Source organism: Erythrobacter litoralis (assembly GCF_001719165.1).
In the GTDB taxonomy this organism is placed as follows: Bacteria; Pseudomonadota; Alphaproteobacteria; order Sphingomonadales; family Sphingomonadaceae; genus Erythrobacter; species Erythrobacter litoralis.
This window is the reverse complement of record NZ_CP017057.1, coordinates 2,916,800-2,938,888: the sequence shown is the minus strand read 5'-3', so window position 1 is coordinate 2,938,888 and position 22,089 is coordinate 2,916,800. Positions and strand designations below refer to the sequence as shown.

Sequence of the window (22,089 nt, the reverse complement as noted above, 5' to 3'; positions counted from 1 at the left end):
CTGCCCCGAACGGCATGGCCGCTGCCACGCCTGCGCACAATCCTGCGGCCAATGCCCGCCTGCGGTCGAGGTCGGGCCCCATTCCTAAAGTTCGAGCGAACCCGGGTTCATCATGCCCCTGGGATCGACCTGCTGCTTCAGCGCCTCGAGGATCGCCCAGCCTTCTGGCGAATGGCTCGCCTTGAGCGGATAGGTCCGCGCCACCTGCAGGTGGATCGCGCCCATTTCGCGGAAGATCGCGATCACTTCGCCCTTGAGCCTGTCGACCAGCGCGTTCGCCTCCGGACTGTGCGGCGCGGGGCTGAGTTTGGCGAGGTGGTCCGGCTCGACCGCGTGGCGGTGAAGCGGATTGTGCTCGCCCGGCCAGAAGAACACCGGTTCGATCAGGCAGGAGGTGCGCCCCGTCGCCGCGATCAGCGCGCCGGTCTCGACGCCGAGCCGTTCCATCTCGCCCGCATTCGCCGCCCACAGGTCCTGCAACCGCTCCCACGCCGCGACCAGTTTCGAATGCGGCAGGAAGCCGTGGACCGGAACCCAGCGCTCGCCTTCGGGGCCGAGCATGGAATTGGGCGGGGGGAAGGGATTGGCGCGCAGGATCTTGGGTATCGAGTTCTCGACCGGCTCGCCGCCCTGGTCGCGCACGATTTCGGTGATGCGCTTCATGTCGGCATCGACGCCCGGCTGGTGCCGCCCTTCGGCGATGCAGTGGAGGCTGAAAGGCACGTCGTCGAGGAAGGAGCGCCCCGCCAGCGCGACCTTCGCGCCTTCCTTCAGGGCCTTCAGCACCCCGCCCGATTTCGCCTGCGACATCATCATGTTGCCGAGCTGTTTCGCGTCCTTGGTGAGCGTGTCGCGCTTCATCCGCTGGGCCTGGAGGAAGGGATCGAAGGCGAAGCTTTCGCTTGCGAGTTCGGCCCGCGCGATCTCGCTCATCGCGCCGAGCAGCGCAGCGTGGTCGGCGAAGCTGAACGAGCCATAGGCGAACGCGTTCGCCTCGCGCACCAGTTTCAAGGTCACGCGCGCCTTGACCCCGAAGGCGCCGCAATCGGCGGCGAACAGGCTGGTGAGGTCGGGGCCATAGGGGCGGAAGAAATCGGAGCCCGTCGAAAGCACCGTCCCGTCCGCCAGCACCACGTCGAAGCTCACCGCGCTGTCCACCGCGGTCCCGTTCCTTGCGCCCCAGAACACGCCGTTCTGGCTCATCCCCCCGCCGACGCTGGCGCGGATGCCCGACAGCGTGCCCCATGCAAGGACGCGCAGGCCCTTGGGTGCGAGGGTGCGGTGGAGCGCGTCCCAGCTGATCCCGGCCTCGACCGTTACGGTCATGTCGGTCTCGTTCACCTCGATCACGCGGTCGAGCGAGGCGGTGTCGACCAGCAGGAACGGCCCGCCTTTGTAGAGGTATCCGCTGGTATAGCTCATGCCGCCCCCGCGCGGGACGATCGCGATGCCCGCCGCCGTCGCCGCACCGATCCCGGCGGCGAGCTGATCGACGCTTTCGGGGCGGAACACGGCGAGCGGTTCGGCGCCCTTCGACAGCACGTCATGGCTGTAGAGCGCGAGGCTTTCTCTATCGGTCAGCAGCGCCTCGTCGCCGACCGCCTTGCGGACCGGGGCGAGCGGATTGTCTGAGGCGAGCGTTGCCATCAGGCGGGCTCCATAGTGGCTCCGGGGGTGTCGTCTTCGGCTTCGGGAAAATCGGTCGGATAGCGCCCGAGCAGCAGCAGCAGCGCGCCGCCGGCGATGAACATGAAGATCGAGATCTCGAGGATCGGGTCGTAGCTTCCCGTGCGGTCATAGACCTGCGCGTAGATCACGGGCGAGGCGGCGCTGAACAGGCCGAAGGGCATGTAGAGCATCCCGTAGATCTTGCCGTAATTCGCCATCCCGAAATAGCGCCCCGTCAGGTAGGCGATGAGATCGCTTTCCGCCCCGGCCGCGAAACCGAGCAGGAAACCGGCCAGCGCCGCAGCCGGAAAGGCAAGGCTGTCGCCGAGCAGCAGCCACGCCGAAATCGCCGGCAGGCAAAGGAGCGGGAAGGCGACGAAGCCCTGCCAGAACCGGTCGAGCAGCGCGCCCGTCGCCAGACGGCCGACGAAGATGCCGATGCCGAGAATGCCCATCACGGTCGCGGCTGTCTGCGCCTCGACACCGCGCAGGCGCAGCATTGTCGGCATGTTGATGAAGGCCCCGCCGAACGCCGCCGCGATCAGCCCGATCGAAACCCAGATCACCCAGAAGCGGTAATTGGTGAGCGCCGATCCCAGCGTCACCCCGGTCAGCCGCCCGCTCGCGCTCTCGATCGCGCTGGGCCGTTCCTCGGGGCGCGGTTCGCGGAACAGGAAGAAGGCGACAACCAGCGCGACCGCGGGGAACAGGGCGACGGCCGCGAACATCGAGCGCCAGCCATAGGTCTCGATCACGAAGACCGCGAATTTCGGTACGACCATCGCCGCAATGCTGGTCCCCACCAACAAGATGCCGAGCGCGAGCCCGCGATGCTTGAAGAACCACAGGTTGATCGCGCGGCTCCACGTCACCGGGGTCGATCCGATCCCGACCAGCCCGACCACGACCCAGAAGCCGTAATAGATGTAGAGCGTTTCCGGCTCGTTCGCGGTCGGGGTCAGCGCAATCGCGGCGAAGGCGAACGCGAAGGCGGCCAGTGACCACAGCGCGACGGGCCTTACCCCGTAACGATCCGCCATCCAGCCGAAGACAGGGGCAAGGAAGCTCGCGATGACGCCGAACAGGGTGATCGGCACGAGAACCTGCGTCTGGCTCCAGCCGAATTCGGCCTTGAGCGGCTCGGCGGTGAAACCTATCACGTTGTAGGGGATGGGCGATGCGCCGCACATCACCCCGATCACGCCGGCGAAAAGGACCGTCCAGCCTTTCGAGAACTCGCCGCTTGTGGCGGCGTCTGGCGCGGGGCTGGAACTCACTCAGGTCTCTCCCTTGGCGGACGTGCCCCGCCATATCACGTTTGGCAGCAGCGCGTCGTCCCAGCTTTCGGGCCATTGGCGCGCTGCTCGCACAATGACCAGCCGCTTGTCCGGCATGGCATAGACGCGCTGGCCGCCATGGCCGTGGAGAAGCACGACCCGCTCGGCTGCGAACGCCTCGCTCTGCCACGGCACCAGCGGGACGCGCGGCGGGCGTTCGCCGCCGATCTGCTGATTGCCGGTCCACACCTGGTAGCCGTATCCGGGATAGCCGGGCGAGGGTTCGAGCATTTCCTCGATCCAGTCCTCCGGCACGACCTGCTTGCCGTCATGCCGGCCGCGGTTCACGAACAATTCCCCGATCCTGAGCCAGTCGACCGCGCGCGAGAGGATGCAGCAGCTCGTGATGGCCATTCCGCCTTCGCGGTCCAGCGGCATGGCGGCATCGGCAAGACCGAGCGGCTTCCATAACCGTTCGGAAAGCAGCGCCTCGTAATCCGCGCCGCCCGCGCGTTCGAGCACGATGCCGAGCAGCTGGTTGACGTTGTTGTTGTAATCGAAGGTCTCGCCCGGCGCGGCCACCGGCTCCAGCGAAAGCGGCAGCCGGGTGTAATCGCTCCCCAGGCTGTGGCGCACCACCGGGTTTTCGGGGGTGACCTCATAGCCATAGCCGTCGTCGCCCTGTTCGAGCCCCGAGGCCATGTGCAGCATCTGCCTGAGCGTGATCGCGCCGCGCTTCTCGCCCGCCCATTCGGTGAGGTAATCCGAGACCGGATCGTCGACCGAGGTTACCTCGCCGCGCTCGATCGCGATGCCCATGAGGAGTGCGAGCACGGTCTTGGACATGCTCTGCGGGTTGAAACGCGTGTCGCGGCCCGAGCCCTGCCAATAGCGTTCGAACACCAGATTCCCGTCGCGCGCCACCAGCAGCGCGGTCGAATTCTGCGCCTCGGCCCAGACCGCCGCCGCCGCGAGCGCGGTCGGGGCGATGCCGGCCTCCTGCGGTGTCACGGTCGCGACTGGGCTGGGCGCGCCCTCGACCTCGGCCACCGGATCGTACCAGTCGACGGGGATGGTGAGCGGTTCGTATCCGCCGGCAAGCACGCTTTGCCAGCGCCTCTCGAACAGCGGATCGTCTTCGGCCGCGAGCGGCACGGCGAGAACCGCGAGCGAAAGGGCGACGAGGCTAGGGCGCATCGTAGAATTCGGTCAGATTGCCGTCGGGATCGCGGAAGGCGGCGATCGCCACGGTCCCGATGCCCGCGATCGCCACGGCCTTGCGTTCAAGTTCGGGTTCCAGCCCGCGCGCGGCCAGTGCCTCGAGATAGGTGCCGAGATCCGCCACCGGATAGCGCAGCGAGACGATGCCGAGATTGGGCGGCGAGGCGTGCTGCGAAAAGTCGCGGCCTGAAAAGCCCTCGAATTCCATCACTTCCACGCGCCCCGTCTCGCCCGGCTGGACCGGTTGAAGCGCGGCGGCACGGCGCACCAGCGAGGTCGCGAGATTGGCGGGGACGGAGAAATTGTTCGCCCGCGGCTCGGGATCGGTGAAGGGCGCATCGAACAGCACGCCGAAACCGAGCAGGTCGCGGTAGAAGGAAACACTCGCCGGCTGGTCCCTGACCATGCGCATGGCGTTGAAAGCCCGGCTCAGTGGGCCGACCGGGAAGGCATCGAAAGGCGGCGCCTTGCGTTCGTAGAGCGCATAGCCCACGCCGTGCGGGCCGCGCACCACGACATTGACGAGATCCGAATCCCCGAACGTGAAGGCATAGGGCTGGCTTTCCGCCCACCATCCGCGCGCGATCGCCGCGTCGAAGGCTTCCTGCGCGTCCTCGGTCCGCAGCATGATCGAGAAGATGCCGCCGGTATCCCATGGCCGCGCGGCAAGGCGGATCGGGCGCCGGTCGCCGGCGCCGTCGAAGCGGACATAGCGGATGCAGCCTTCCTCGGCCCCGGGCGCGCAGATTTTCAGGAAGGCGCCGGAAACGCTTTCGGGGAGGTTCCAGTATGCGATTTCGGAGGGGTCGAGCGGGCCGCGCGCCACTTCGCGCCAGCCGCCGTGATCGACCAGCCAGCCCGCGCTTTCATCGAGGTCGGTGACGCTGACGATAGCCTCGCTCCACGGGCCCACGCCGTCATCGGCAGCGGGCTGGGCGGCGAGCGGCGGGAAAGGGAGAAATGCGGCGGCGACGGCAAGGACCGCCGCCGCCGCCGTTTGTCGAAGCATCAGAAATCGTACCTGGCCCTGACCATCCAGGTGCGCGGAGGGTTGAGATAGGCGTAGTTCGCAAGGCTGCTTTCGACCGCTTCCTCGTCGAAACAGTTGCGGCATTCCGCGACCAGCGCCCAGCCGGCAACGCTGCGCAGCGTGAGCGTGCCGTTGACGATCCAGCGCGCCGGGCTGAACGATCCGGTCGCCGGGTCGATCGGATCGCCGAGGCCGAGCGTGTTGGTCGGATAGACCGTGCCCGAATTGCCCGTCACCGGTTCGTCGAAGAAGGTCACCTCGCTCGTCCCGACTTCGCTGTCGCTGCGCCAGTTGGCGTTGACCGCCGGGATCAGCGAGAAATCGCTGCCGAGGCCGATTTCGTAGCTGCCGCCGATCGAGACCGTCCAGTCCGGCGTGCGGACCGGGGTCGAGATCGAACCGTCGGGCGAGACGATGCCGACCCCGCACGCGCCCGCCTCGTCCGCGCCGCCGCCGACATTGGGCAGCAGTCCGGCGGCGAGCTGGGCAAGGCAGTCCTGCTGCTGCGCGGCGACCGATTGCACGCCGAATTCGTCGAGCGCGGCGGCATTGGGATCGATGTTGTATTCATCGTCCTGGTACCCGATCGCGGCGAACAGGTTGAGCCCTTCGACAGGCACCGTGGTGATCTCGACCTCGACGCCCTTGTTTTCATAATCGGCGAAGTTGCGGGTGATGAAGGTCAGCGACCCGTCTGGCGCGACGAAGGCCGACGGGGTCTGCAGGTCCGCCACGTCGAGCCAGAAGCCCGTGACGTTGAAGCGCACGAGATTGTCGAACAATTCGGTCTTGGCGCCCGCTTCATAGCTCCACGCGGTTTCCGGGCCGAACGGGAAAAGCAGGCTCGGCGTCGTGCCGCGCGCGTTCCAGCCGCCCGACTTGAAGCCGCGCGTCGCGCTCGCGAAGAGCAGGATCTCGTCGGTCGGCGCGTAATTGATGGCAAAGCGCGGGGTCCACAGGTCGACCGATTGCTCGGTCGGGATCGGCGTCCCGTTGCCCGCGACGAGATTGGCGTCCTCGATGCAGGGCGTGGGGCCGAACTGGTTGGCCGCGATGCACAGATTGCTCGCGCCCACGCGGCCGCGATTGTCGCGGATCGAGAACGTCTTGGTCTCGTCGGTGTAGCGGACGCCCGCCGTCAGCGTCAGCTGGTCGGTGATGTTGAGGTCGGCCTGGAGATAGCCCGCCCAGGCTTCCGCCGTGTTGGTGAGTGTGCGATCGGCCAGCAGGAACGGGAAACCGTCAGGCGGCGGCGCGAAGGGAAGCGTGAAGATGTCGGCGACATCGGTCGTGTTGTCCTCGTGGAAGTAGAACACGCCGCCCACCACGTCGAGCAGGCCGTCGGCGATCGAGCCGGTGAACTTCACTTCCTGCGTGAACTGGGTGTGGTCGCCGTCATTGACGATGCTGAAGCCGCCATAGGTCCATCCCACAACCGGCGGGACCGGGTTGGCGGCGGTCGGCAAAGCGCGGCCATCGGCAAAATCGAGCGCGAATTGCTGCCCCAGATCGACGAAGCCGGTGATGAAATTGACCGTCCAGTCGGGCGACAGCTCGACTTCGAGATTGGATGAGATGAAATCCATCCGCGCCCGGTTGCCGAGCCCCTGATTGGCCTTGTCGCCCGCGACCAGCGGACCGAAGGCGGGGCTGATGAAATTGCCGCCCTGCGTCAGCCCGGTCGCGGTGAAGCGTCCGTCGCAATTGGTCGGATTGGTGGGGTCGCAATCGAAATTGAGCAGGTTTACCGCCTCGGAGACGGTGTGGATGTACGACCCCGTCCAGCGCACGCTGTCCGACAATTCGCCGCGCATGCCAAGACGCACGCCCCAGCTGTCGCTTTCATTGGTGCGTTCGCCGGTGAGATTGTTGATCGCCCAGCCATCGTCGTCCTGCCAGTAACCCGACACCTTGACCGCAAAGCTGTCCGACAGGGGAAGGTCGATCGACGCGCGCCCCAGTTTCATGTCGTAGGAGCCGTATCCGATCTCGGCATAGCCGCCGATCTCGTCGCCCGGCTCCGAAAGGAAGACGTTGATCGCGCCGCCCGTCGTGTTGCGTCCGAACAGCGTGCCCTGCGGCCCGCGCAGCACCTCGATCCGCTCGACATCGAACAGCGACAGGTTGTTGGCGTTCTGGCGCGAGAGGTAGATGTCGTCGACATAGGTGCCGATCGGCGGGTCGAAGGTCGCGATGCTTTCCGAATTGCCGATCCCGCGCAGGTAATAGGAATTCGCGGTGCCGATCCCGGTGTTGTTGAGCCCGACGAGGTTGGGCACGAACTGCGCGACGTCGAGCGCGGTGAACGCGCCGCGGGTCTGGAGTTCCTGCTGATCGAAGGCCGAGATCGCGATCGGCACGTCCTGAACGCTTTCCTCGCGGCGCTGGGCGGTGACGATGATCGAGGACACGCCGCGCTGGGGCTCTTCCTCGGCGACCTCCTGGTCCGGGTCCTGCGCGTGGGCGGTGGCGGGAAACGCGGCAAGGGCGAGACATGAAGTCATGCCGAGCAGCGCGAGCTTCTTCGTGTTGCGAGAAGTCATGCGGATTTCCTCCGTGGGCAAGGGCGTGGGCAAAGGGTGATGCCGGCCTCCCGCCAGTCTGTTGTTCCCAACCTGCGGGGGAAAGTTGTCCGGACAAACTCTTGCTTGTCAAGCGCGGAAGTGCAAATTGTCCGGACAAATTGTCCGAATCTGTCAACATGCGTGCCGTTTGAGCAACAGTTTTGCGGGGCGGATGTCGCCGCGAGAGTTTTGCTGCGAGGGTTCGCTGGAAGGGGCCTCATGTCCGAATTTGCCTATCCGGTTCTGGTTTATGTCCACCTGCTGCTGTTCGTGCTGTGGCTCGGCGCGGATGTCGGGGTGTTCGTGCTCGGCCAGCATTTCAGGAAGCGCGACAAATGGTCGCTCGACCAGAGGATCGCCCTCCTCACCCTTCTGGTCGAGATCGACATGGTCCCGCGCAGCGCCTGGGCGCTGATGGTGCCGCTTTCGCTTTCGGTCGTGGACACGGGCGGCTGGTGGGACGTGCCGACCTGGCTGCTGGCGGGCGCGTGGCTGGTCGGCCTTTTCTGGCTCGCGCTGGTGTGGGATTCGCACATGCACGACCAGACCCCGCGCGCGGCGCGCAATCGCCGGATCGAAGGCATCTTGCGCTGGCTGATCGGGGGGTTCTACCTCTGGCTCGGCGGGCAGAGCCTGGTGCTGGGCGCGCCGCTCGCGCCGGACTGGCTGGCGTGGAAGGCGCTGATGTTCGGGCTCATCTTCGTTGCCGCCATCATGATCGACGTGACCTTCAAGCCGGTCGGCGCGCAGCTTGCGGCGGTTATGCAGGAAGGGTCGAGCGATGCGACCGAAATCCCGCTCAGGCGCACGATGGACCGCACCAGGATCTGGGTGTGGACGGTCTATCTCCTGCTGCTGGTCACCGCGTTCCTCGGCAACGTGAAACCGTTGCCCTGATTCCTCACATGCCGGGGTCTTGCCGGCCTCCCGCAAAATTTGTCTGGACAAATTTCGGCCGATTGGCAGGAATGGGGAGCAGGGACGGTAAGAAGAGTTTCGCGCCGGCTGCGCTGCGGCCCGCGCATCCAACGGGAGGGTATCGATGAGAAAGCTTGTCAGTTCGGCACTGCTGGCCGCGACCATGCTCACGCCGAGCGCGCTCGCTGCGCAGGAGATCGACGAAAGCGAAGAGGAAATGCAGGAAGTGGCGGGGGTCGGCCAGACCATCATCGTCACCGCGCGCAAGCGCGAGGAATCGCTCCAGTCGGTTCCCACCAGCGTCGCGGTCGCCACCTCCGAGACGATCCAGCGATTGAACCTCAACAACCTGACCGACATCGCCAACACGACGCCGGGGCTCATTTTCGATGAAAGCTTCGGGCGCAACGGCAATCGCCCGGTGATCCGCGGCCAGGCGAACATCCTTGGCGAAAGCGGCGTCGCCTTCTTCATCGACGGGATCTACTACACCGGCAGCCTCGCCGATTACGACGTCGACACGATCGAACGGATCGAGGTGGTCAAGGGGCCGCAGAGCGCGCTTTACGGACGCAACACCTATTCGGGCGCGATCAACATCATCTCCAAGATGCCGGGCGACACCTGGGAAGGCCGGGTCACCGCCGACATCGCCGAACATGACCGCTACGAGCTTACCGCCGGCATTCGCGGACCGATCAGCGAAGGCCTCTCGCTCGGCGTGAACGGGCGTTTCTACGATTTCGGGGGCGAATTCACCAACCAGTTCGACGGGACCAAGATCGGAAAGCAATCCTCCTGGTCGGCTTCCGGCGTGCTCGACTGGGACAATGGCGGACCCTTCACGGCCACCCTGCGCGGTTATTACAACCGCACGGATGACGGCCAGCCCGCGATTTTCCACCAGAACGCCAACCAGAACAACTGCCTGTTCGACGACGGATCGCTCTATGCCGGGCGCGGGCGGTATTTCTGCGGCGTGATCGAGCCGGGCGAGGTCAATTCGGACTACACCGTCCAGTTCGGCGATGCCGACATGGTCGGGATCGAGGCGGACACCTACAACGTCTCGCTGCGCATGGAATACGAACTTGGCGACAATCTCACGCTCGTCTCGCTGACCGGTTTCAACGATCGCTCCGAGACGCAGCTGACCGATGGCGATTACAGCCCGAATAGCTTTCAGACCGCGGTCTTCGCGCGTTTCCCGGCAGGGGCGCCGATCGGGTTCGGTCCGGCCGGTCCGATCTTCCCGTTCGGCTTCGTCGGCTCGACCATTGATTTCTCCTTCGCCAATCTGCGCGAAACGCAGGACTGGTCGCAGGAACTGAAGCTGCTCTACGAAAGCGACGCCTTCGACCTCATCGTGGGCGGCTATTACTTCGACCAGAGCGACGACAATTTCGTGATCCGCGACGTGCCTGCCAATGCGGCCGCGCTTGCCGGGGCCAGCTTCGGCGCCCGGCTTGCGCAGGAACAGGCGCGCTGCGCGGCGAACCCGATCTGCGGCACCACTTTCCCGCTGTTCGGACCGTCGACGCCGAACGATCGCAGCGAGAACCTGCTCGATATCCAAAACGTCGCCGTCTACGGCGCGATCAACTGGCACATCACCGATACGCTCAATCTCGGGATCGAGGGACGCTATGCTGAGGAATCGATCGACCAGACCGTCTTCAGCTTCGCCGAGGGCGATGCGCGACCCGCGCCTGTCCTCGCCGATGCGACGTTCAAGGCCTTCACCCCGCGCGTGACGCTCGACTGGCAGTTCACGCCCGACAACATGTTCTACGCGATCTATGCCGAGGGGCAGAAGCCGGGCGGGTTCAACGGTGCGCTGGCCATCACCGCCAATGCGATCGATCCCAATCTGGGGATCGAGACCTTCGCCGAGGAAGAGAACAAGTCGTACGAAATCGGTTTCAAGAACAGCTTTTTGGACGGCGCGGTGATCTTCAACCTCGCGGCCTATTACACCGAGATCGACGGCTATCAGCTGACCCAGAACGTGTCGGTGCCGCCCAACCAGATCAGCGTCGTCACCAATGCGGGCGAGGCGGAGATCTGGGGGATCGAGGCCGAGCTGGTCGGCGAACTCTCGCGCGGGCTGACGCTGACGGCGAACTACGCGCTTGCCGATACCGAGTTCACCAGCGGGGTGGACGAGAACCAGGGCGTGCTCAACGATGTCGCCGACGATGGCCTCGTCAATTGTTCGACCGGGGACCAGTTTCCCGACATTTCCGGCTGCCAGAGCCTGTTCGGATCGATCGCCGGGCAGTCGATCCCGCGCGCCCCGCGCCACCGTGCCTTCGCCGATCTCGACTACCGTTCCTCGACCGGCATTGGCGGGGGGACGTGGGACTTCTTCGCGGGCGGCAACATCACATACACATCCTCGAGCTTCGCGCAGGTCCACAATCTCGCCCGGACCGGCGATGCGACCGAGGTCGATGTTCGCATGGGGATAGAGAACGACCAGTTCCGGGTCATGCTCTACGCCAACAACCTGTTCGACGAGGACGCGATCCAGCAGATCATCCGCTATGCCGATGCGAACAACGATCTGCGCCGCAGCTTCATCGGGGGCCTGCGTCCGGGCCGCCGGCTCGGCATCGTGCTGTCCGCCGGGTTCTGATTTTTCGCGATCATTCACGAAAAGGGGGCGGGAAGCGCATCGCTTCCCGCCCCCTTTTCGTTTCGGTCGGGTCTACTCGCCTTCGGCCATGCCCGCAGCTGCGCCTTCGCCGCGCTTGGCTTCGGTGAGCTTGCGGAACTTGGTCCAGGTCGTTTCATTGCGGCGCATGTCGTCCTTGGGCGGAGCGCTTTCGTAGATCGGGTAGTTCTCGCGGATCTCGTCCTTGAGCACGTCGGGCAGTTCCTCGAACCCGCCCGGCAATTTCCGCCCCATCGCGTTGAAGACCATCTGCCCGGGCCGCCCGCCCATTTCCATCCACGGCGCCCAGGGCGAAATTCGCACCCAGCTGATCATCGGATAGGCGGTCGGCGTCGAGGCGTCGAAGAGCTCGTCCTTGAGCGCGGCGAAATCGAAGATCTCCATGGCGTGATACATGTTGCCGACATATTGCTGATACTCGCCCGCAAGCGGGTTGGGATAGAACAGCGGCGCCTCGAACGGCATGAAGACGTAATCGCCCGCGATCCGCATCGAGGACAGGCGATAGGGTTCCCCATCTGCGCCAACCGCGAAATTGGGGCGGCCGTTCACCGGATCATTGTGGATGTGCATCACCTCGACCGTCTGGCCGGTATAGGGATTTTCCCAGCTGTCGAGCACCTCGCCCGTTTCCGGGTCGAGCATCAGCATGACCTCGCGGCTGATGAGCCGCCAGCCCTTGCCGCGCGTCGGATCCTCGACCTCGACGCAGCGGCGGATGTTCATGCCCTCGCCCTTGAACAGCAGCGTGTCGCGCACGCCGGGCGAGCGGCCATAGATATTGCCCGACCAGTGATAGACCGCCGGCTCGTCGGCCGAGATGCCGCATTGCAGGCGCTTCGAAATCTCGAGCGCGTCCTGCGGATCATCGGGGTCGAGCATCTGCGCCGAAGCGGGGGCGGCCCCCGCCATCCCGGCGAGCCCGATCGTGCCCGCAAGCATGCTGGCTGCAACCAAAAGCGACTTCATCGATTTCATGAACTTGACCTCCCGCGCTGTTGTCCGCTCTACGGATAGGCCGGCGCGATTGTCCGGACAATTCCGCAATTCGTCCTTGACTTTAGATTTGTCCGGACAAATTGTGAAGCCTCAAATTGCCCGTCCGCCGGGCCGCAACCGGGACATCCCTTTTCGCCATGTTCGTCGCCGCCAGCCTCCTGTTCGTGCCCGGTTCGCGGCCCGACCGTTTCGCCAAGGCGAAGGCGGGCGGGGCGGACCTCACCGTCATCGATCTGGAGGATGCTGTCGCGGCCGAGGACAAGGCCAGCGCGCGCGGCGCCGCGCTGGCGCAGGTCGCGGAAGGCCCGGCGGGATGGGCGGTGCGCATCAACGGCGTCGCGACGGCATTCGGCGTGCGCGACCTTGCCGCGCTCAGCGAATGCGGGACCCTGCCCGAAACCGTGCTCGTGCCGATGGTCGAGACCGCCGCCGAGCTCGACGTGGTCGCGGGCGCGCTGGGCGATGACTGCCCCGATCTCGTCCCCCTGATCGAAACCCCGCGCGGGCTTCGCCATGCGCTCGAGATCGCCGCGCATGCGCGGGTTGCGGCGGTGATGTTCGGCGGCGGCGATTTTTCCGGCGAACTCGGCGTCGATCTCGCCTGGGAACCGCTGCTTGCCGCGCGCCACCACGTCATCCTGGCCTGCGCCGAGGCGCGCAAGCCCGCGATCGACGTGCCATACATCTCGCTCGACGACGAGACGGGGCTTGCCGATGAATGCGGCCGCGCGCGCCGCCTGGGCTTTTCGGCCAAGGCCGCGATCCACCCGCGCCAGGTGCCCGCGATCAAGGGCGCCTTCGCCCCCAGCGCCGCCGACGTCGCCGAGGCTCGCGAGGCGCTGGACGCCTACGAGGCGGGCGGCGGGCGCGCGATCCGGTTCAAGGGCCGCATGCTGGAGGCGCCCTTCATCAAGAAATACCGCGCGGTGCTGGCGCGGCATGAGGAGCAGACGAATGCGTGACAGCTATATCGAGGTATCGCCGGGCCGCTTCCGCGAGGTCCAGGGGCGCTATTTCGACGATTTCGTGGTCGGCCATGTCTATGAACATCGCCCCGGGCGCACGATCACCGATGCCGACAATGTCTGGTTCACCCTGCTGACCATGAACACCCATCCGGCGCATTTCGACTACGAACTGTCGAAGGACACCGAATTCGGCAAGCCGCTCGTGGTAAGCCCGCTTACCATCGCGATCATGACGGGCATGAGCGTGTCCGACACCAGCGGCAAGGCGATCGCCAATCTCGGCTGGGACGAGGTGCGCATGGTCAAGCCGCTGTTCGTCGGCGACACGATCTATTGCGAAAGCGAAGTGCTCGACAAGCGCGAGAGCAAGAGCCGGCCCGAACAGGGCATCGTCACGTTCAAGACCACCGCGATGAACCAGCACGGCGATGTGGTCGCGCATTACAAGCGCACCGTGCTCGTGTGGAAGCGCGGGCACGGCAATCTCGACAACTGAACACCCGAACCTTCAAGGAACCCGTCATGGCCACCGCCGCAAAGATCGACCAGATCCGCACGATCGACCCCGAGGAAGAACGCGCCTTCATGGATGCGATCGACCGCTGGATGGAGCGCGAGGTGATCCCGGTCATAAAGCACCACGATCACAACGACCTGTGGCCCGCCGAACTGGTCGAGCAGATGGCCGAGATGGGCCTGTTCGGCGCCACCATCGGGCAGGAATATGGCGGGCTGGGCCTGCCGGCGACGACCTATGCCAAGATCGTTATGAAGATTTCCAGCCACTGGATGGCGATCACCGGCATCTTCAATTCGCACCTCATCATGGCCGCCGCGGTCGAACGTTTCGGCACGGCGCAGCAGAAGGCGAAATGGCTGCCCAAATTCGCCACCGGCGAGATTCGCGGCGGGCTTGCCCTGACCGAACCGAACGCGGGGACCGACCTGCAGGCGATCCGCACGGTCGCCCGGAAGGACGAGAACGGCGACTACATCCTCAACGGCACCAAGACCTGGATCTCGAACGCGCTCAACGGGTCGTGCTTCGCCCTGCTCGCCAAGACCGATCCCAAGGCCGAGCCGCGCTACAAGGGGATGAGCCTGTTCATCGCCGACAAGCGCGACGGCCTGAGCACCGGCAAGAAGTTCGACAAGCTCGGCTACAAGGCGATCGACAGCGCCGAACTCGTGATGGAGGATTACCGTATCCCCGCCGACCAGCTGATCGGCGGCGAGGAAGGGCAGGGCTTCTTCCAGGCGACCGGCGGGCTCGAACTGGGCCGCATCAATGTCGCCGCGCGCGGGGTTGGCCTTGCCGAGGGCAGCCTCAGGCTCGCCACCGAATATTCCCAGCAGCGCGAAACCATGGGCAAGCCGATCGCGCAGCACCAGGCGATCCAATTGAAGCTCGGCGAGATGGTGACGCGGGCACGCGCCGCGCGCCTCCTCACGCTCGATGCGTCGGAAGCCTATGACCGGGGCGAACGCTGCGACAAGGAAGCGGGCATCGCCAAGTATTTCGCCTCCGAAGCCGCGGTCGAGAACAGCCAGGAGGCGATGCGCATTTTCGGCGGCTATTCCTATTCCAAGGAATACGACATCGAACGCTTCTATCGTGATTCCATGCTGATGTGCATCGGCGAGGGAACGAACGAGATGCAGCGCATCATCATCGCCAAGCAGCACCTGAAAGAGAACCAGATCTGAGCGGGGTCGGCGCGGTGCATTGTCCCCCGGATCGCCTGCCCCTCAAGGGCTTTCGCGTCATCAGCGCCGAGCAATATGGCGCAGGGCCCTATGGCACGATGTTCCTCGCCCAGATGGGGGCGGAGGTCATCAAGATCGAACCGCCCGGCACGCCCGGTCCCGACGGCAAGCGCCGCGGCGGGGGCGATACCGCGCGCGCGGTCGGCCCGCATTTCCTGCGCCCGGGCGAAAGCACCTATTTCCAGAGCTTCAACCTCAACAAGCGCTCGCTAACGCTCGACATGCGGACCGACGAAGGGCAGGCGATCCTGAGGAAGCTCGCCGCTTCGGTCGATGTCGTCGCCAACAACATGCGCGGCGACCTGCCCGCGCGGCTGGGGCTCGACTATGCCTCATTGAAGGACGTGAACCCCGCGCTCGTCTGCGCGCACCTGTCCGCCTACGGCCGCGACAACGAGCGCGCGAAATGGCCCGGTTACGATTACCTGATGCAGGCCGAGGCGGGCTATTGCCAGATCACCGGAGAGCCGGGCGGCGATCCGCAGCGCATGGGGCTTTCCATGGTCGATTTCATGACGGGCACGATCTTCTGCATCGGCCTGCTCGGCGCGCTGGTCGATGCGCAGCGCACGGGCGAGGGGCGCGATGTCGACACCGATCTTCTCGCCGCCGCGATCCACCAGACGAGCTATCCCGCCCTGTGGTACATGAACCACGGCGACGAGACCCAGCGCACGCCGAGAAGCGCGCATCCCACCGCCACGCCGAGCCAGATGTTCAAGGCGGCCGATGGCTGGATGTTCGTGATGTGCCAGCTGCCAAAATTCTGGGACATCCTCGTCACCCGCATGGGACGCGGCGATCTGAAGGACGATCCGCGCTTCGCCGACAATGCCGACCGGCTGGCGAACCGCGAGGATCTGACCCGCATCCTCGACGAGGAATTCGCACGGCAGCCCATGGCCCATTGGCAGGAACTGCTGGCGGGCCATGTGCCGGTCGCGCCGGTCTACACGCTCGGCGATGCGCTCGACAATCCGTGGCTGCGAACCGTGGGCATGCGCGAGGAGATCGAGCATCCCGACAAGCCCGATCTCCAGATCCTTGCGAGCCCGCTGAAATTCGACGGCAAGCGACCGCCGAACCGCGCTGCTCCGCTGCTGGGAGCAGACAACGATTCCATCCTCGCCGATCTCGGCTATGACCCCGAGGCAATCGCGGACCTGCGGACCCGCGGCGTGGTCTGAGCGCAGGCGAGAGGGGAGGAAATGGGCAAGCTTTCAGGGATCAGGGTCGTCGACCTCACGCAGTTTCTCCCGGGTCCGATGATGACGGTTATGATGGCCGATCACGGCGCGGAGGTGATCAAGGTCGAACCCGAAGCCGGCGATCCGGCGCGGGTGCAGGCCCCCTTCGACAGCTATGGCGGGAACGAACACTCCGTCTGGTTCGCCAATCTCAATCGCGGCAAGAGCAGCGTCGTGCTCGATCTCAAGAGCGAGGACGGCAAGGCCGCCCTGCGCGATCTGATCGGCGGGGCCGACGTCTTCGTCGAGGGCTTCCGCCCGGGCGTGATGAAGCGCCTCGGTTTCGATTACGAGGCGGTGCGCGCGATCAATCCGGCAATCGTCTATTGCTCGATCTCCGCTTTCGGGCAGGAGGGCGCGCTCGCGCACCATCCCGCGCACGACATGGCGGTCCAGGCGCTCGCCGGGTTCCTCAGCGTCAATGACGGGCCGGACGGGACCCCCGTTGTGCCCGGAGCGCCGAGCGCCGATCTCGCCGCCGGGCTGACCGCGCTTTCGGGCGTCCTGATGGCGCTGGTCGGGCGCGAGCGGACGGGCGAAGGCGCCTATATCGACTGCGCCATGTTCGACAGCCTGCTGCCGTGGTGCGCGCACACCGCCGGCAGCGCGATCGCAGGCGGAGAAAGCCCGAAATCCGCCTCGCAGCGCAGCCTCGGCGGGGCGGGCTTCTACCAGGTCTACAAGACCGCCGACGGGCGCCATGTCGTGCTGGGCGGGCGCGAGATCAAGTTCGCGAAGAACCTGCTGACGGCACTGGGTCGCGAGGACCTGCTGCCGCTTGCCGAGGCACCGGCGGGCGAACAGGGCGAACTCATCGCCTTCCTGCGCGAAACCTTTGCCGCGAAGACCCGCGGGGAATGGGTCGAGTGGTTCGAAGACAGGGACGTCGCCTTTTCCCCCGTGCTCGATTTCCGCGAGGCCTTCGACGAACCGCATGTTGCCGAACGCGGCCTGATCGTCGAGGCCGAAGGCGGCGGGCGGCACATCGCGCCCCCGATCCGCTTTGCAGGCGAGGTATGGAAACCCGCCCCGGTGCCCGCGAAAGGCGGACATCCGGGATGAGAGAAGCGCTACCCTTCGACGTCGATATGCATCGCGTAGGCGAAGCGGTCGCCGGGGTGGTGGCTCACCGAAATCTCGAAGATGCGCCCGTCGGGGTCGTAATAGCAGCGCAGGATCCTGAGGACCGGGCTTGCCTCGTCGATCTTGAGGGCGCTTGCCGTCGCCTCGTCCGCCGGGATCGCCTGGATGTCCTGCGTGACCTTGCCGATGCGCACGCCGGCGAGCCGCTCGATCTGGCTGAACAGCGTTCCCGCCGAAAGATCGAGCTCGCGGGGCGCTTCGCCCAGATATTCGTGGAAATAGGCGTCGGTCACCGCGATCGGAAGGTCGTCTTCGGAATGGCGCCGGGTGCCGCGAAAGCACATCCAGTCGCCTTCGACGCTTTCGCCGATCTGTTCGGCGACATCCGCCGGAAGCGCGCCGCATTCGACCTCTTCATAGATCACTTCGCTGTCGCGGGCATATTGCAGCAGCTCGCCCACGTTCGAAAGCGGCTGGTGCAGCGCCCCGCCGCGCGCGGCCGCCGGCTGGACGGTCGTGCCCGAACCGCGGCGGCGCTGGATCAGACCTTCGGCCTCGAGGCGCCGCAGCGCCTCGCGCACGGTGAAGCGGCTGACATCGTATCGGGCGCACAGCGCGGTTTCGGTCGGGAACTGCTTGCCGCCCGAAAACTCGCCCGCAAGGATCGCCTCGCGCAATTCCCCCGCCAATTGCAGGTAGCGCGGCGTGCGCCGGGCTTTCTTGTCCGTGGCAGTGATTGCCAAGTGCTGCTCCATCGACCCTTCATCGGCCAGGCGGCGTCATGAGCGAGCCGCTGCTGACCTTGCTTGCCGCGACACTAGCGCGGCCTCCCGGTAAAAGCGAGCGAGAGCGCGCGCGGTTCCACCTGCTCGACTGGCTCGCCTGCGTCGCGGGCGCGAGGCAGGAGGAGGCCGGGGCGCTGGGCGCGACGATCTCCTCGCGCGGGTGGGAAAAGGCGACCTATCTCGGCAACGTGCTCGAGATGGACGACGTGCACCGCACCAGCCTGCTCCATCCCGGCCCGGTCGTGTGGCCTGCCGCGCTCAGCCTCTCGACCGCGGACATGGAAACCCGGCTGGATGCCGCAGTGCGCGGATACGAGGCGATGATCGCGGTCGGCGCGGCCTTCGATGCGCATCATTACGCCCACTGGCACCCGACCGCGACGATGGGCGTGTTCGGCGCATGCGCCGCCTTCGGCTCGCTGCTCGGCTTCGCTCCGGTCGAATACGCCAATGCGCTGGGCAATGCGGGTTCGGTCGCGGGCGGGCTGTGGCACATGCGGCACGACGACGTGCTGACGAAGCAATGGCACATCTTCCACGCGGTAAGCACGGGCCGCAATGCGGCGCTGCACGTGCATTACGGGGCGACGGGTCCGCAAGGCTTGCTCGAAGGGCCGCAGGGGCTGTTCGCCGCGATGACGAAGGAACCGGGCGAGCTTGCCCGCAACGGCGAAGGCTGGCTGATCGACACGGTCAGTTTCAAGCCCTTCGCCGCCTGTCGCCACGCCCATCCGGCGATCGACGCGGCGATGGAATTGCGCGCGCGCGGCAGGCTCGATCCGCCCTTTGCGGTCGAGACCTTTCGCGATGCGCTCACCTTCTGCGACAGGCCCGATCCGAAAACCGAGCTGGAGGCGAAATTCTCGCTTCAGCACGCGGTCGCCGTGGTCGCCGACGGGCGCGAGGCGGAGCCTCAGGATTTCACGAAAGAGGCCATCGCCGCGCTCGCCGATCTGCGCGCGCAGGTGACGTTGGCCGAGGGGGAGGATTTCACCGCCCGCTACCCGGCGCATTTCGGCGCGCGGGTGAACGGGCTCGAACTGGTCGATACGCTCGGCGATCCCGAAAGGCCGGTGAGCGAGGAGCGGATCATCGCCAAGATGCACAGCCTCGCGCGCTGGGGCGGCCTGCCGGAAAGCGAGGCGGAGCGCGCGGTGCATCTCGCGCTCGAAGGGGATGACGCGGCGGCGATCGACACCATGCTCGAGGACTGGATCCGGTGAGCGCTACCTTGGACCTTATCGCCTTCGCGGGCGCGGACCACGTCCTGCCCGAACGGGTCCGCGCCGATGCCGAGCGCCTGCTGGCCGACACGCTCGCGGTCGGCGCGGCGGGAGCGATGGCTCCCGGCGCGGAGGCTATCCGCGAGGCCGCCGAAGCGATGGGCGCGGGCGGCGACGCGCGGCTGATCGGATCGCCCGGTCGCCTTCCCGCACCCGCCGCCGCCTTCGTCAATGGATACCGCGTCCACTGCCTTGAATGGGACGCGGTGCACGAACCCGCCGTGGTCCATGCGCTGAGCACGGTGGTCGCCGCACTGGGCGCGGCGATCGACCGGCGCGGGGGATGCGAGGCGGACGAGGCGCTGGCAGCGCTTGCCGTGGGCGTGGACATCGCCTCGGGCCTCGGCCTTGCGGCGACGAGCGGGCTGACCTTTTTCCGCCCCGCCACCGCCGGGGTGATCGGCGCCGCGCTCGCCGCCGCGCGGATCGACCGCGCGCCGCTCGCCGACACGCTGGGCCTTGCCTATTCGAGCGCGGCGGGCACGATGCAGCCCCATGTCGAGGGGCTGGCGACGCTGCCCTTCCAGATCGCCAACGCCGCCCGCGCCGCGGTGACGGCGAGCGATCTTGCGAAAGCGGGCTTCCCCGGCCCCAAGGACGCGCTGGAAGGCGAATTCGGCTATTTCCGCCTGTTCGATTCCGGTGACCTTTCGACCTATACGAAGGACCTCGGCACGATCTGGCGCATCAGCGAAGTCAGCGTCAAACCCTTCCCCTCGGGCCGGGCGAGCCACGCCGCGCTCGGCAAGCTGCAGGACCTCGCGCTCGATACGGGCGCGGTGGAGCGGATCGAGCTTGCCTGCCCGCCGCTGATCCGCAGGCTGGTCGCGCGCCCGTTCCAGCCCGACATGACCCCCGCCTATGCAAGGCTTTGTTTGCAATGGCTGGCTGCGCTGATGCTGGTCGACGGTGTCATCGACCCGCGCCGCTTCACGCCGGAGCACATGGCGGACGAACGCCTCGCCGACCTCGCCCGCCGGATCGCGCTGGTGCCGGATGCGAACGAGGATCCCAACGCGCTTTTTCCGCAGCGCCTCACGGTGAGCTTCACCGATGGCCGCAGCGAGAGCCACGAGATCGCCCACACGCTCGGCAGTCCGGGCAATCCGCTTGCCCCCGCGCAGAGCCAAGCGAAGCGCGACCTCGCCCGCGACCTCGCGCCCCATGATGCCGACCCGCGCATCTTCGATGATCCGCTCGCCTATTTCACGGGCCAATCCACGGGAACGCCATGACCTATCCGACCTATTTCGAAGCGCTCGATCACCGGCAGCTGCTGAAGGATTACCCCATCGGCGATGCCTTCACCGCGCGCTACAGGGCCATGAGCCGCGACGAGCTTTTCGCCATCCAGGACGCGCAGTTCCGGCGGCTGATGGAGCGCGGCTGGCAGGTGCCGTTCTACCGCCGGCTGTGGGGCGAAAAAGGCATCGAGCCGGGCGATATCCGGGGCCTTGCGGACATCGGGAAACTCCCCGTTTACGACAAGAGCGACCTGATGGCCTCGATCGCCGAGTACCCGCCCTATGGCGACTTTCACGGCATGGGCGATCCCGCGACGCGCGCGCCCACCATCTTCCACACCACGTCCGGCACCACCGGCAAGCCGCAGACGCTCATGTTCGGTCCCAAGGGGCGCGAGGTCGGCAACCTGCTGGTCGGGCGGATGTATCGCTGGATGGGGCTCGAGCCGTCCGACGTCGTCCATTCGGTCTATGGCCACGGCATGATCAATGGCGGGCATTACATCCGCGAGGCGGTGACGCATTTCACGAACTCGGTGTTCCTGTCGGCCGGCACGGGGATCGAGACCCGCAGCGTCAACCAGGTCCGCCTGATGGCCGATTTCGGGGTCACCACCATCGTCGGCTTCGTCGACTACATCCGCAAGCTCGCCGAGACCGCCGAGGCCGAGGGCCTGTTCGATCAAATAGACATCCGCATGATCATCGGCCACCTCGGGACCGAGGACCGCGCGTCGACCGAGGCGGCCTGGCACGGCGCGAAGGCCTATGACTGGTACGGCGTCGGCGACACCGGGACCATCGCGGGCGAAGGGCCGGAACGCGACGGGATGTATGTCTGGGAGGACGCGCAATTTCTCGAACTGCTCGATGTCGACACGGGCGAGCCGGTGGGACCGGGCGGGACCGGGGACATGGTCGTCACCTGCCTCTACAAGGACGACATCGCCCCCTGCATCCGCTTCAACACGCATGACGTGACGCATGAACTCGATGGCCGGGGCGAGATCGTGTTCAAGCGGATCGCGGGCTTCAAGGGCCGCAGCGACAACATGGTCAAGCTGCGCGGCATCAATGTCTTCCCCCACGCGATCGGCGCGATCATCGAGAACCGCAGCGACCTGACGGGCGAATATGTCTGCCATTTGAGGCGCGATGCGAGCCAGAAGGACACGATGACCGTGACCCTCGAAAGCCGGGGCGGGAGCGACCGGGGCGAACTCGTGGAGACATTGCGCCGCGGGCTGGGGGTCGAGGTCGATGTGGTGCTGGTCGAACCGGGCGGCACGGCGAAGGCGACCGAGATCGACACCCGCCAGAAACCGCTGCGCCTGATCGACGAGCGGGGGCTCTAGAGC

The 22,089-nt window shown here is 66.2% G+C and carries 17 protein-coding genes; 10 read left to right on the top strand and 7 right to left on the bottom strand.

Annotated features, from left to right (window positions below; translation table 11 throughout):
* Nucleotides 1–84: 84 nt before the first annotated feature.
* Genes Ga0102493_RS13960 through Ga0102493_RS13940 form a run of 5 tightly spaced genes read right to left on the bottom strand, consistent with a single transcriptional unit; the run spans nucleotide 85 to nucleotide 7,739 of the window.
* Complete coding sequence (locus Ga0102493_RS13960; protein WP_034902068.1) at nucleotides 85–1,647, bottom strand: FAD-binding oxidoreductase; 1,563 nt, start codon at nucleotides 1,645–1,647, stop codon at nucleotides 85–87.
* Nucleotides 1,647–2,945, bottom strand: a complete 1,299-nt coding sequence (locus tag Ga0102493_RS13955) for an MFS transporter (RefSeq protein WP_051697737.1) — start codon at nucleotides 2,943–2,945, stop codon at nucleotides 1,647–1,649. Before Ga0102493_RS13955 ends, Ga0102493_RS13960 begins: the two co-directional genes overlap by 1 nt.
* Nucleotides 2,946–4,142 carry a serine hydrolase domain-containing protein gene (locus Ga0102493_RS13950; RefSeq protein ID WP_051697735.1) on the bottom strand — a complete coding sequence of 399 codons (1,197 nt, stop codon included), beginning with the start codon at nucleotides 4,140–4,142 and terminating at the stop codon, nucleotides 2,946–2,948.
* The gene (locus Ga0102493_RS13945; RefSeq protein ID WP_034902067.1) at nucleotides 4,132–5,175 is read right to left on the bottom strand and encodes a VOC family protein; all 1,044 of its coding nucleotides are present in this window, start codon (nucleotides 5,173–5,175) and stop codon (nucleotides 4,132–4,134) included. Before Ga0102493_RS13945 ends, Ga0102493_RS13950 begins: the two co-directional genes overlap by 11 nt.
* Nucleotides 5,175–7,739, bottom strand: a complete 2,565-nt coding sequence (locus Ga0102493_RS13940; protein ID WP_236922238.1) for a TonB-dependent receptor — start codon at nucleotides 7,737–7,739, stop codon at nucleotides 5,175–5,177. The genes Ga0102493_RS13945 and Ga0102493_RS13940 overlap by 1 nt, the downstream gene beginning before the upstream one ends.
* Before the next feature lie 240 nt (nucleotides 7,740–7,979).
* Between Ga0102493_RS13940 and Ga0102493_RS13935 the strand changes: the two genes are divergently transcribed.
* Together Ga0102493_RS13935 and Ga0102493_RS13930 are read left to right on the top strand one after the other, a co-directional pair.
* A complete protein-coding gene (locus tag Ga0102493_RS13935) occupies nucleotides 7,980–8,657 on the top strand; it encodes a hypothetical protein (protein ID WP_034902065.1) in 678 nt (225 codons plus the stop codon).
* Between the two features lie 145 nt (nucleotides 8,658–8,802).
* Nucleotides 8,803–11,316, top strand: coding sequence for a TonB-dependent receptor (locus tag Ga0102493_RS13930; RefSeq protein WP_034902063.1), 2,514 nt, complete (start codon nucleotides 8,803–8,805; stop codon nucleotides 11,314–11,316).
* Between the two features lie 72 nt (nucleotides 11,317–11,388).
* Here Ga0102493_RS13930 and Ga0102493_RS13925 read toward each other — a convergent pair whose 3' ends face one another.
* Complete coding sequence (locus Ga0102493_RS13925; RefSeq protein ID WP_034902061.1) at nucleotides 11,389–12,333, bottom strand: DUF1838 family protein; 945 nt, start codon at nucleotides 12,331–12,333, stop codon at nucleotides 11,389–11,391.
* 158 nt (nucleotides 12,334–12,491) lie between these two features.
* Between Ga0102493_RS13925 and Ga0102493_RS13920 the strand changes: the two genes are divergently transcribed.
* From Ga0102493_RS13920 to Ga0102493_RS13900, 5 genes are read left to right on the top strand one after another with little or no spacing between them, the layout of a single operon-like run.
* Nucleotides 12,492–13,316, top strand: coding sequence for an HpcH/HpaI aldolase/citrate lyase family protein (locus tag Ga0102493_RS13920; RefSeq protein WP_034902059.1), 825 nt, complete (start codon nucleotides 12,492–12,494; stop codon nucleotides 13,314–13,316).
* Entirely contained in the window at nucleotides 13,309–13,818 is a 510-nt protein-coding gene (locus tag Ga0102493_RS13915; protein WP_034902057.1) for a MaoC family dehydratase, read from the top strand. Before Ga0102493_RS13920 ends, Ga0102493_RS13915 begins: the two co-directional genes overlap by 8 nt.
* Before the next feature lie 26 nt (nucleotides 13,819–13,844).
* Nucleotides 13,845–15,029: an acyl-CoA dehydrogenase family protein gene (locus Ga0102493_RS13910; RefSeq protein ID WP_034902055.1), complete on the top strand. Its 1,185-nt coding sequence runs from the start codon at nucleotides 13,845–13,847 to the stop codon at nucleotides 15,027–15,029.
* Between the two features lie 14 nt (nucleotides 15,030–15,043).
* Nucleotides 15,044–16,276, top strand: a complete 1,233-nt coding sequence (locus Ga0102493_RS13905; RefSeq protein ID WP_034902053.1) for a CaiB/BaiF CoA transferase family protein — start codon at nucleotides 15,044–15,046, stop codon at nucleotides 16,274–16,276.
* Nucleotides 16,277–16,297: 21 nt separating this feature from the next.
* Entirely contained in the window at nucleotides 16,298–17,398 is a 1,101-nt protein-coding gene (locus Ga0102493_RS13900) for a CaiB/BaiF CoA transferase family protein (RefSeq protein ID WP_034902051.1), read from the top strand.
* An 8-nt stretch (nucleotides 17,399–17,406) separates the two neighbouring features.
* Here Ga0102493_RS13900 and Ga0102493_RS13895 read toward each other — a convergent pair whose 3' ends face one another.
* Entirely contained in the window at nucleotides 17,407–18,162 is a 756-nt protein-coding gene (locus tag Ga0102493_RS13895) for a GntR family transcriptional regulator (RefSeq protein ID WP_236922237.1), read from the bottom strand.
* A gap of 38 nt (nucleotides 18,163–18,200) precedes the next feature.
* On the opposite strand from Ga0102493_RS13895, the gene Ga0102493_RS13890 reads away from it, so the two are divergent.
* From Ga0102493_RS13890 to Ga0102493_RS13880, 3 genes are read left to right on the top strand one after another with little or no spacing between them, the layout of a single operon-like run.
* A complete protein-coding gene (locus Ga0102493_RS13890; RefSeq protein WP_051697733.1) occupies nucleotides 18,201–19,427 on the top strand; it encodes an MmgE/PrpD family protein in 1,227 nt (408 codons plus the stop codon).
* A complete protein-coding gene (locus tag Ga0102493_RS13885; protein ID WP_034902049.1) occupies nucleotides 19,424–20,722 on the top strand; it encodes an MmgE/PrpD family protein in 1,299 nt (432 codons plus the stop codon). Before Ga0102493_RS13890 ends, Ga0102493_RS13885 begins: the two co-directional genes overlap by 4 nt.
* Nucleotides 20,719–22,086, top strand: coding sequence for a phenylacetate--CoA ligase family protein (locus Ga0102493_RS13880; protein WP_034902047.1), 1,368 nt, complete (start codon nucleotides 20,719–20,721; stop codon nucleotides 22,084–22,086). Before Ga0102493_RS13885 ends, Ga0102493_RS13880 begins: the two co-directional genes overlap by 4 nt.
* Nucleotides 22,087–22,089: the final 3 nt, after the last annotated feature.